Source organism: Fusobacterium varium, from assembly GCA_021531615.1.
Lineage (GTDB): Bacteria > Fusobacteriota > Fusobacteriia > Fusobacteriales > Fusobacteriaceae > Fusobacterium_A > Fusobacterium_A varium_C.
Genome location: JADYUE010000001.1, coordinates 283,131 through 295,089 on the forward strand (window position 1 = coordinate 283,131; position 11,959 = coordinate 295,089).

Sequence of the window (11,959 nt, forward strand, 5' to 3'; positions counted from 1 at the left end):
ATCTTTCTAATCCCTTCCAAAAATATCTCTTGTGTAAACTTTATCTTTTACATCATCAAGACAGTTATCATATCTATTTGCTACAATTGCTTGACTTAAACTTTTAAATCTTTCTAAATCATTTACAACTTCACTACCAAAGAAAGTAGTTCCATTTTCTAAAGTAGGCTCATAAATAATTACTGTAGCTCCTTTAGCTTTTATTCTTTTCATTACTCCTTGAATTGATGATTGACGGAAGTTATCAGAGTTTGACTTCATAGTTAAACGATATACTCCTACTACTACACTTTTTTCTTTAGAAAGATCCCAAGTACTATTTGCCTCATATCCCCCTGCTATTTCTAAAATGCGATCAGCAATAAAATCTTTTCTTGTTCTATTTGATTCTACTATTGCTGACATCATATTTTGTGGTACATCATCATAATTTGCTAATAGTTGTTTTGTGTCTTTAGGTAAACAATATCCTCCATAACCAAAAGACGGATTATTATAATGAGAACCTATTCTTGGATCTAAGCACACTCCATTTATAATATCAGTTGTATTCAATCCTTTCATTTCTGCATATGTGTCAAGTTCATTAAAATATGAAACTCTTAATGCAAGATATGTATTAGCAAATAATTTAACTGCTTCAGCTTCTGTAAATCCCATAAATAAAGTATCTATATCTTTCTTAATAGCTCCTTCTTTTAAAAGATCTGCAAAAGTATAAGCTGCTTTTACTATTTTTTCATCATTTTTATCCATAGATACTATTATACGTGAAGGATAAAGGTTGTCATATAATGCTTTACTTTCTCTTAAAAACTCTGGACTAAATATTATATTTTTTGTATTATATTTTTTTCTTATAGATTCTGTATATCCTACTGGGATTGTAGATTTTATTATCATAATTGCATCTTTATTAACTTTTAACACTTCTTCAATTACAGATTCAACAGCAGATGTATCAAAATAGTTTCTTTTTGCATCATAATTTGTTGGTGCTGCAACTATTACAAATTCTGCATCCTTGTATGCTGATTCTCCATCTAAAGTTGCTATTAAATTAAGTTCTTTTTCTGCTAAATATTTCTCAATATAATCATCTTGTATAGGCGATTTTTTATTATTTATCATTTCTACTTTTTCAGGAATAATATCTACTGCTACTACATGATTATGTTGAGCTAAAAGAACTGCTAAAGACAATCCAACATATCCTGTTCCTGCCACTACTATTTTTTTATTCATTTTTACCTCTTAAAGTTAATTTTATTTATACATCTCTTCATAGTATTTTTGATAATCTCCACTTGTTACACTCTCTAGCCACTTTTGATTATCTAAATACCATCTTATAGTCTTTTCTATCCCTATTACAAATGGGGTTTCTGGATACCATCCTAACTCTTTTACTATCTTACTTGGATCTATTGCATATCTTGCATCATGTCCTAATCTATCTTGAACATAAGTTATTAGATTATAATTGATCTTTTCTAAATCTGTCTTTAATATTTTTCTATACTCAATTTCATTTTTCATTATTCTTGAAATTGTATCTATTATCAATTTTACTATATTAATATTAGTTTCCTCATTAAAACCACCAATATTATATACTTCTCCTAATCTACCTTTTTCAAGAACTATATCAATTCCCTTGCAATGATCCTCTACATATAACCAATCTCTTACATTCGTTCCATCCCCATATACTGGAAGTGCTTTTCCATGAAGTACATTATTTATAATCAATGGAATTAATTTTTCTGGGAATTGATATGCTCCATAATTATTTGAGCATCTAGTTATATTTATTGGCATATGATAAGTTTCCATATATGCCATAACTAACATATCTGCACTTGCCTTTGATGTTGAATATGGTGATTTAGGTGATAATGGAGTTTCTTCAGTAAAGAATTTAGTTCCAAAAGTTTTTACCTCTCCTCTATTTTCAAGTAAAATATCTAAGTCCTTATCATTAAAAATAAGTTCTTTTCCCTCTAATATATCTTTTTTTAAGCTTCCATAAACTTCATCTGTTGATACTTGTAGATATTTTTTTCCTTCTTTATATATAGGATATCCCTTTTCATCTTTTCCTATTGTCCAAAATTTCTTTGCTGTATCTAAAAGAGTTTGTGTTCCTAGAATATTTGTTTCAAGAAAAAGTTTTGGATTTTCTATACTTCTATCAACATGTGATTCTGCTGCAAAGTTTACAACATAATCAATATCATATTTAGAGAAAATATTTTCTACTAATTCATTATTGCAAATATCTCCTTTTACAAATTCAACTCTATTATCTTTTAACTCTTTTTCTATATTTTTCAAATTTCCAGCATAAGTCAATTTATCAAGAACAACTACAAAAATATCCTTATGTTTATTTAAAATATATTTTAAAAAATTTGCTCCTATAAAGCCTGCTGCCCCTGTTGCTAGATATGTTTTCATTTTAATTTCTCCTTTTTAAATCTATTTTTTAACATATTCATTCCTAATATCATTATATCTTCTTTTAATAAAAATAAAATAAGAAAATAAATAATACTTCCTAAAGAAATTGCAACTAACATAGTTAATAAATTACTTAGATTTAATGTTTTTATAATTAATATAAAAATTCCCATAATACCTGCTGAAATAAAATATTTTAAGTTTTTTAGACTATAAAATTCTATATCTTTCAAATAATTTCTTGTAAAATATAACATTATTATAACACCTGTCAGTTCTGCTATAATTGTTCCAATAGCTGCCCCATTTTGATAATACCTAGGGATCATAATATAATTAAATATAAAATTTATTATAGCTGCTATTGTTACTGAATAAGTATAATATTTTTCTAATCCATGAGGATATAAAATTTGAAAGCCTAAAAAATATGCCAATCCTACTATAAAAAGTATAAATACTAATATTCTCATAGTTAAAATAGAATGAATAAACTTTTCTCCTGCCATTATATAGATAATATTGTCAGTAAGTAAAAATATTCCAACTAAACTAGGGATAGAAATCATTAATATATATTTTAAGGAAAGATTTATATATTTTTTATAATTTTCAGCATCCTTATTCTTTATGCAATTTGAAATTCTAGGTACTAAAACTGTCCCTAATGCTGTAATAAGAATCATAACAAGCCTTATTAATTTATTAGGAACAGTATAATAAGCTACTATCTTATCATTTATATTTCCAAGCATAACTACATCAAGTTGTAAATAAATACTTATTGATAAAGATGCTGCAAATATTATTAATATAGGTTTTAAGTGTCTAAATATATTTAAATCTTTTAATTTTATACCTTTAAATGATAAATATTTTCTAATATTTATTAAATTTAAAATATTAGACCCACTGTTCATTAAAACTACTATTACTCCATAAATATAGTAATCATTAGAAGTTTTAACAAATAAAAACATTAAAACAATAACCACCAATCTTATCATAATAAATCTTACTGTAATATAAATTTGATTTTCTATACCTTGATAAAACCATTCAAATCCTATATTATTAAAAAAAATCCATATACTCATAATAAGAATTAAAGTTTTTATCTCTTTAAAATTTAAAATTTTATTTAAAAGAAAAAATAAAATAATATATCCAAATATAGTAGTAATTACAAGAATTATTCCTAATTCTAAAACTACTTTTGTTCTTTCAATCTCATTATCTCTTATTCTTGCAATCTCTCTTATTCCATAATTTGGAACTCCTAAAGCTGTAAAGAGAATAAAATATTGAATAATTGAAGTTACATAATCTACTTTTCCAAGATTTTCTGCTCCTAATACTCTTGTTACATATGGAGTGGTTATAAGTATAAAAAAAGTTCCTAAAAATATTCTTACTGCATTTAAAATAAAATTAAGTTTTACACTTTTTATTTCCATTAAATTTCCTCTAAAAATCTATCTATTCCACTTTGCCATGAAGGTATCTTTTTACCTATCACTTTTTCTAATTTTGAGCTATCTAATTTTGTATACTCTGCTCTTTTAGCTTTCAAATTAAAATCCTTTGTCTTAGCTCTATTTAATTTTCCTTGCCAATCTATTTTTGCTAAAACATATTTACCTTGATCATATTTACTAGCCTCACCATCATTTGATAGATGATACAATCCATATTTCTTTGTTTTAATTAGTTCCCAACTATAATAAGCCAAATCTTTTGAATATGTTGGAGATGAGGTTTGATCATCAACTATTGATAGCTCATCTTTGCTTTTACTCCAATTGATTACTTGCTTATTAAAATTATTATTAGCTATTCCAAATACCCAAGATGTTCTTACTACAAAACTATCTGGTTTTACTTTAAATACTTCCTTTTCTCCCTCATATTTGCTTTTTCCATAAACTGATAGAGGATTAGGAATATCCTCCTCTGTATATGGAGCTTTTTTCTCTCCATCAAATACAAAATCTGTTGAATAAGTTATATAATCAGCTCCTATTTCTTTTGCTACTATTGCTAAATCTCTTGGAGCATATGTATTCAGTTTTTTACAAAGTTCTTCCTCATCTTCAGCTTTATCAACATTGTTATATGCAGCACAATTTATAATAAGAGTTATATTTTTATCTTTTACAAACTCCCTTACCTTTTCTATATTTGTAATATCTAACTCATCTCTATCTGTTGCTATATACTCTTCTTTTATCTCATCAAACAATCTTTGAAAATCATAACCAAGTTGACCTTTAGAACCTGTTATTAATATCACTATTTAATTTCCTCCTCCCAACATTTAAAAAATAATATATTATACATAAAGTAACTAAATTATAAACTATTCCCTGAGGAAATAATGTCATAAAAAATCTTTCTTCTATAGCAAAATCAAATATTGGATAGCAATATATACTATAAGATATCAAAATAAAATTATTATTTCTGTAGCTAGCATAATAAAAAAATATACTATACATAAAGCCTAATATTAATACAATCAGCAATAATCCATATATTCCAAAATCTTCATAATATCGTCTTATAGCACTAAATATATTAGTACTTACTCCTCCAAAATAAACAAATTCATAGGGTTCATAAAATTTAGGAATATCATACCCAAATTTTCTTAAAATATTATATATTAAAAATAATGTGTTTTCTCCAAAATATGTATTTTTTATTATTTTTTTTGAATTAAGAAATATATTTAAAGCAGGTAACGAAGAACCAGCATATACAGAAATAACTTCCAATAAATCTCTATTATAACTTTTTTTAGTAAAATAACCACTTAAAATAAAAATAATAAAAAAAATTAAAATAGAAAAAATTCCTAATATTAATATTTTTATATTTGCTATTAATTTAAAATTTTTCTTTTTTAAATAAAGAATAGAAAAAATACATAACATGTATACAATTAAATAAATAAAATCTCCTCTTCCAGCTGTTAAAATTATAAAACAAAAATAGATGACAGTAGGAATTAATAAGTAAAAATATCTAAATTTTAATTTATTAAAAATACTTTTATATGAAAATATAAAGAAACATACATATGAAGTTATTTTAGCTAAATAAAATGAAAATAAATTAAATTTACTTAATGAAAAAAAATTTAATTTAGCATATCTTACATAATATAACATCATATCATATCCTTTGTCATTCCCAACTAATAAAGATAATTTATATGTATCTTTGAAATATTTAATTAATAGAACTATTAATATTATATTTAATAACATAACTTTATTAAAAAAATTTTTATCTATCAAATAATTCATTCTTTTACTTTTTTTTATTTTTAAAAGTCTTAAAAATAAATATGCTAGTATATTACCTATAATAAAAATTATGATTGTTAACCAAATTAAAAATATTGTTTCATAACTATATACTATCTTCCATTTTTTTTGATTTAATATTGCAATAAAATTAGTACATAAAAAAGAAGAACAAAGTATTACACTTGGATTTAAAATATTTTTTTTAAATAAAAAAAATGAAATAAAAAATAATGTAAGTATTCCTAAAAATAATATATAAATCATTTTTTATCCTTTATATTCTTTAAAAGATTGATGTTTTTTATCTTTTTCAGATAAAATTATATCTTCCTCTTTTAAATTATATTTTTCAAAATTCCATTCTATATTTATATCTTTGTCATTCCACATTATTCCTGAATCATATTCTGGATGATAAAAATCTGTACATTTATACATAAATTCTGTCTCATCTTCCAAAGTTAAAAATCCATGTGCAAAATCTTTAGGTATAAAAAACATCTTTTTATTTTCTGCACTTAATTCTACTCCAAACCATTTTCCAAATGTTTTACTATCTTTTCTTAAATCTACTGCTACATCAAATACAGATCCTTTTATTACTCTTACTAATTTCCCTTGTGAATGTTGAGTTTGAAAGTGTAACCCTCTCAATACACCTTTTTTTGATTTTGAATGGTTATCTTGTACAAATTCATCTATTATTCCAATCTCTTCAAACTCTTTTTTATTATATGATTCTAAAAAAAATCCTCTATTATCTCCAAAAACAGTTGGTTTTATTATATATAATCCCTCTATTCCTGTTTCTATCTTTTTAAATTTTGACATTTATTATCTCTCCTTGATAAGATTCATTAGATATTTTCCATATTCAGATTTTAGAAGTGGCTCTGCTAACCCTTTTACCTTTTCCTTAGTTATCCAACCATTTCTATATGCTATCTCTTCTGGACAAGCTACCATTACACTTTGCCTTGATTGAATTGTTTTTACAAAGTTACTTGCATCTAAAAGACCATCATGTGTTCCTGTATCAAGCCATGCCATTCCTCTTCCCATACTTACTACATTAAGAGTTCCTTCATTTAGATACATTTCATTTAAAGTTGTAATTTCAAGTTCTCCTCTTTTTGAAGGTTTTACTTTTTTAGCTTTTTCTACTACTGTATTATCATAAAAATATAATCCAGGAATTGCATAATTTGATTTAGGCTCTTTTGGTTTTTCTTCAAGAGAGATAGCTTTTCCATTTTCACCAAATTCTACAACACCAAAATCTTTAGGATTAGGTACATAATAACCAAATATTGTAGCTCCCTTTTTTCTTGCTTCTGCTTCTTTTAACATTCCTGTAAAACCATGTCCATAGAAAATATTATCTCCAAGAACTAATACACATGAATCATTTCCTATAAATTCTTCTCCAATCAAAAATGCTTCTGCTAATCCATTTGGCTGTTCTTGAATTGCATAAGAAATATTTAATCCAAAATCATTTCCATTTCCTAAAAGCTCTTCAAATACAAGAATATCACGAGGAGTAGAAATAACTAAAATATCTTTTATTCCTGTAAGCATAAGAGTTGATAAAGGATAGTAAATCATAGGTTTATCATAAATTGATACTATTTGCTTTGATATTGCTTTTGTAATAGGATAAAGTCTTGTTCCTGACCCTCCTGCTAATATTATTCCTTTCATATTTTTCTCTCCTTTAAACTAACTTTTAATTCTTTAGTTTCTAATAAAGCTTGTCTTAAAGCTTGTAAATATTTTTTTCCATATTTTTTATCTGGTTCTAAATAAGCTCCTTCTGCCCATTCATTCCATGCATTTATAAAAATTATTTCTTTATTATTTTTCTTTTCTTTTTCTATTAATTTTTTCATATATACTTTAAATTTTTCAGGATTACTACCTATAAAAATTCTTGAATTATTTATTCCTCTTCTAGGACTATTATCCCAATCTGTAAAAGCACTAAAAAATATTTTAGGTTCACTTTTTCTATTTAAAATATCTTTCCAAAAAATATCATAATCTAATATAGTTACCCTCCATCTATTATTATTTATATTTAAAAATTTTTTTAATAATTTCTTACTTTTTTGAAAATTAACTTTAAAAAAAATTTTTTGATTAAAAAAAGAAACTTTTACTTTTTCAAAGAGTTCTGACACTTTTTTTAAAGTATTAATTGAATATAAATTTTGAGTATAACCAGGTTCAAACATAATTCCATAATCAAAAATATTTTTTTTCACTTTATTTATTTCTTTATAATCATTCTGTGCTATAAAACATATTCCTGCAAGTCCATTTAATTTAGCTAAATATTGCCAATACTCTATCATTTCAGCTATCTTTTTTATTTCCATAGGTTTATAAATTAAAAAAATTGGTTTTTTATCTTTTAATATATATCTATCATCTTTAAAAAAATCTAATAAATAATAAAAATGTTCTTCCCATTCTTTTTTTTCACCATATTCTTGTTTCATTATTACTTCTCTATCTTTTCCATCCCATGTTCTTGTCCAATTTTCATTTGCCCAACATAAACAAAATTTTTGATTTAAACTTTTGTCTTTTAAATAATTTTCTATTGGTTTTTCCATTAATTTTTTTCCATTTTTAAACCAATAGTGATAAAAACAAAAACCATAAATTCCATGTTCTTTTGCTAATTTTATTTGCCATTCTATAACTTTATTATCTAGTAAATTATAATAATTATTATTTTCTGGTTCTCTTGGTTGATAATGCCCTTTAAATAAAGATTGTGATTTCTTTGTGTTTGTCCATTCTGTAAAATCTTTTCCCCACCATACATCATTCTCTGGAAATGAATGAAACTGAGGTAAATAAAATGTTATTATTTTCATTTTTTCAGTAAATATTTAAGAATAAATATTTACTATTACATCTCCCTTCTATAAATATTTTTTTATTTTTTAATAATATTTTTTTAAAATTTTTATCAAACTTTCAATTAAAAATTTATTTCTTATTTTTCTTTTTAGTAAGTTAGTTGTAGAATGTTCTAAGTGATATATTTTTAAATTTTTATCAAAATAAATTTTTTTCTTTAATTTTCTTAATTCTTCTGCAATAAATATTTCTTCGCCATATAAAAAACTAAAATACTTTTGTTCTTTTATTAAAAAAAATTCTTTCTTTAATAAAAAGAAGGAACCATGAGGTGCATAAATATAAGAGGAATTTCTATTTTTCATTGAAACTATTTTTCTTTTTAAACTTCCAATTTTTTCATACATCATATCAATATATACATTTTTTTTTATAAAAATAATTCTTTCTATCTTATTTTTTTTTAGTCTAATATTATAAAAAGGATTTTGATAACTTTGGTTATGTACAGAATAAATATTAGGAGCTATACACCAAACCTCATCCGAATAATTTGTAGATGTAAAATCAAAATTTTTTATTTCTATATCTGTATTTGACAAAACAATCCATTGAGGTAAAGTTTTTAATTTTTTATATTCATTTATTCCATAAAATAATCCATTTAAATATCCTAAATTTTTATTTGGAGTAAAAATATTTATACTTAAATTATCTATTTTTAATAGTTTTTCTAAGTCTTTAGTTAGAGAGTTATTAATAACTATAACTTCTTTTTTATTTTTTATTGTTCTTTTTATATTTAACAAAAAATTTTTAACTTCCTCCTCATTTTTATAATTTATACATACAAATAATAATTCGTCCATTTATACTCCTTTTCAAGAATATATCTTCTAAAAAACTTATATATAGTATTTTTTTAATGCATTTATACAAAAGCATAATATATTCCATCCTGCTACTATTTTGTTAATATTTTCCTCTTGAGTTTGTATTTCCCAAACTTGTTGAATACTTTTAAACTTATTAGAAGAAAGAGACCCCTTACTGACTCTATAACGAACTAAAGTTTCATTTAATCCTTTTGCTATTATGCCTGTTCCAAGTAACTTTAACCATGTTGCATAATCTTGTCCCCCTCTTCTAAGATGCATACGAAAATCGCCTATTTGTCTTCTATCCACTATCACAGAAGATGTTGCAATAATTGTATTCTGTAAAAGATATTTATAAGTACATTCTTCTTTTATACTTCTTTTTGGTTTAACAGTATTACTATCTTCATCTATCATTTCAATTGCTGTATAACAAAAAGATGTATTAGTTTTCCTCATTAATGCTAATTGTTTATCGATTTTCTCTAAAAACCATATATCATCACTATCTAAAAATGCTACATATCTTCCCTTTGCTAATTCAAGAGCTTTATTTCTTGCATGACCTGCTCCTAAGTTTTTAGCTTGCTTAAAATAAATAATATTTTTATTATTATTTTGATATTGTTTTATAATATTTTCTGAATTATCTTTTGAACAATCATCTATTAAAACTATTTCTATATTTTTATATGTTTGATTTAATACAGAATTTAAAGTTTCTTTAATAAATTTTTCAGAATTATAGACAGGAATTATAACAGATACTAAATCTTCTTGAAATATTTTATTTCCCATTATTCATATCCTTAATATATTGGTGTTAACCAATTTAATCTATTTTTAATTTTTCCTGTAACAACATTCAAATATAACTTGTGTAATTTATCTGTTAATTCTCCAGTATCACCATTCCCAACTTGGAATCTATCAATTGATAAAACAGGAGTTATTTCCATTGATGATCCACATAAAAAAGCTTCATCGCACATATATAATTCTGTTCTATCTATTGTTCTCTCTTCTACAACTAAACCTAATTCTTCCTTTGCTAGTTTTATAACTGTATCTCTTGTTATACTTTCTAAAACGCTTTCTGTTATACTAGGAGTAATTAATTTCCCATTTTTTATTATAAATAAACACGAACCAGGACCTTCTGCTACCTTTCCATCTTTATTTAGAAATATTGTTGTATCATACCCATTTCTTAATGCTTCTAATTGTGCCATACGACTATTGATATAATTTGCTCCACATTTTATTCTTGGAGATATGGAATTATCATTAATTCTCTGCCAAGAACTTATACAACAATGTAAACCTTTTTTATTATATTCTGCACTTGTTCTTTTTTTAGGTATAGGAGCAATGAACATATTTACAGCTCCGTGAGATCCCCATGATCCAAATCCATCTACAAAAATTGTTTGTCTGACAGCAATATTTTCTCTATAATCATTTGCAATAATAATATCTATAAAAGCTCGTTTTAATTCATCTAATGTATATTTATCTTCTAACATAAGTAGTCTTTGAGAAGTCTTTAATCTTTTAAAGTGATCTTCTAAACGGAAAGCATATAATTGTTTTTCTTCTTCATTCCAATAACATACTATCCCCTCAAAAATATTAAGTCCAAATTGTGATGTTGGAGATAAAACATTTATTTTAGCATCATTTACATGTAAAACCTCTCCTCCTAACCAAATATATCTTTCTTCAAAACTTGTTTTCATTTTTCCTCCTTAATCCTCATCTGGAAGATGAGCAATTCTTATAATTTCTTCTTCCGCTAATTGTGCTGCTTTAACATCATCTAAACTATCATCTATCTTTTCTTCATATATATTTTTACTTTTAAATACTTTTATGGTTGTTTCAATTAAAATTTGAATATCTAACAATATACCTCTTGTCTGAAATAGATCTATATATTGATTATCATATTTTACTTTCTCTTCCCAAGAATTTTCATTTCTTCCCCTTACTTGTGCTAAACCAGTTATTCCTGCCTTCATTTTAAATCTTTTTTTATATTTTTTATTTAAAGTATCAAAATCACCCAATTCATATACTACACATGGTCTTGGACCTACTAATGAAAGTTCACCTTTTAATACATTTAATAACTGTGGAAGTTCATCTAAACTTGTATCTCTTAAAAATCTTCCTATTTTAGTTACTCTTGGATCATTAGCAAAATTAAATAATCCTGTTCCTTGTTTTTCTGCATTTATACACATAGATCTAAATTTATATATTTTAAAAATTTCTCCATTTATTGTTCTTCTTTCTTGTTTAAAAAAAATAGGTCCTTTTGAGTCAATTTTTATTCCAATAGCTATAATCAGAAAAATAGGAGATAAAAATACAAGTCCTATTAATGAGCAAACAATATCAAAACATCTTTTTAAAAATAACTTCATT

At 24.3% G+C, this 11,959-nt stretch carries 12 protein-coding genes; all 12 read right to left on the reverse strand.

The annotated features are described in order from the left end of the window. Window positions 1-6: 6 nt before the first annotated feature. The 12 genes from I6E31_01435 to I6E31_01490 all read right to left on the reverse strand — a co-directional run bounded on the left by I6E31_01435 (window position 7) and on the right by I6E31_01490 (window position 11,958). Window positions 7-1,245: a nucleotide sugar dehydrogenase gene (locus I6E31_01435; GenBank protein ID MCF2638627.1), complete on the reverse strand. Its 1,239-nt coding sequence runs from the start codon at window positions 1,243-1,245 to the stop codon at window positions 7-9. A gap of 21 nt (window positions 1,246-1,266) precedes the next feature. Further along, entirely contained in the window at window positions 1,267-2,460 is a 1,194-nt protein-coding gene (locus I6E31_01440; GenBank protein ID MCF2638628.1) for a dTDP-glucose 4,6-dehydratase, read from the reverse strand. Continuing rightward, on the reverse strand, window positions 2,457-3,920 hold the full coding sequence (locus tag I6E31_01445; protein ID MCF2638629.1) for a flippase: 1,464 nt from the start codon (window positions 3,918-3,920) through the stop codon (window positions 2,457-2,459). Before I6E31_01445 ends, I6E31_01440 begins: the two co-directional genes overlap by 4 nt. Continuing rightward, window positions 3,920-4,759 carry a dTDP-4-dehydrorhamnose reductase gene (rfbD, locus tag I6E31_01450; protein MCF2638630.1) on the reverse strand — a complete coding sequence of 280 codons (840 nt, stop codon included), beginning with the start codon at window positions 4,757-4,759 and terminating at the stop codon, window positions 3,920-3,922. Before rfbD ends, I6E31_01445 begins: the two co-directional genes overlap by 1 nt. Continuing rightward, window positions 4,734-6,041: an oligosaccharide repeat unit polymerase gene (locus I6E31_01455; protein ID MCF2638631.1), complete on the reverse strand. Its 1,308-nt coding sequence runs from the start codon at window positions 6,039-6,041 to the stop codon at window positions 4,734-4,736. The genes rfbD and I6E31_01455 overlap by 26 nt, the downstream gene beginning before the upstream one ends. A 3-nt stretch (window positions 6,042-6,044) precedes the next feature. Next, window positions 6,045-6,608 (reverse strand): dTDP-4-dehydrorhamnose 3,5-epimerase, encoded by a 564-nt coding sequence (gene rfbC, locus I6E31_01460; protein MCF2638632.1) that lies wholly within the window; start codon window positions 6,606-6,608, stop codon window positions 6,045-6,047. A gap of 3 nt (window positions 6,609-6,611) precedes the next feature. Continuing rightward, complete coding sequence (gene rfbA / locus I6E31_01465; GenBank protein MCF2638633.1) at window positions 6,612-7,481, reverse strand: glucose-1-phosphate thymidylyltransferase RfbA; 870 nt, start codon at window positions 7,479-7,481, stop codon at window positions 6,612-6,614. Next, on the reverse strand, window positions 7,478-8,665 hold the full coding sequence (locus tag I6E31_01470; protein MCF2638634.1) for a glycoside hydrolase family 99-like domain-containing protein: 1,188 nt from the start codon (window positions 8,663-8,665) through the stop codon (window positions 7,478-7,480). The genes rfbA and I6E31_01470 overlap by 4 nt, the downstream gene beginning before the upstream one ends. Window positions 8,666-8,734: 69 nt before the next feature. Continuing rightward, window positions 8,735-9,520, reverse strand: coding sequence for a hypothetical protein (locus I6E31_01475; protein ID MCF2638635.1), 786 nt, complete (start codon window positions 9,518-9,520; stop codon window positions 8,735-8,737). Window positions 9,521-9,556: 36 nt separating this feature from the next. After that, window positions 9,557-10,327: a glycosyltransferase family 2 protein gene (locus I6E31_01480; protein MCF2638636.1), complete on the reverse strand. Its 771-nt coding sequence runs from the start codon at window positions 10,325-10,327 to the stop codon at window positions 9,557-9,559. Between the two features lie 11 nt (window positions 10,328-10,338). Beyond that, complete coding sequence (locus I6E31_01485) at window positions 10,339-11,268, reverse strand: branched-chain amino acid transaminase (protein ID MCF2638637.1); 930 nt, start codon at window positions 11,266-11,268, stop codon at window positions 10,339-10,341. Window positions 11,269-11,277: 9 nt separating this feature from the next. Next, a complete protein-coding gene (locus tag I6E31_01490) occupies window positions 11,278-11,958 on the reverse strand; it encodes a sugar transferase (protein MCF2638638.1) in 681 nt (226 codons plus the stop codon). Between the last annotated feature and the right edge of the window lies 1 nt (window position 11,959).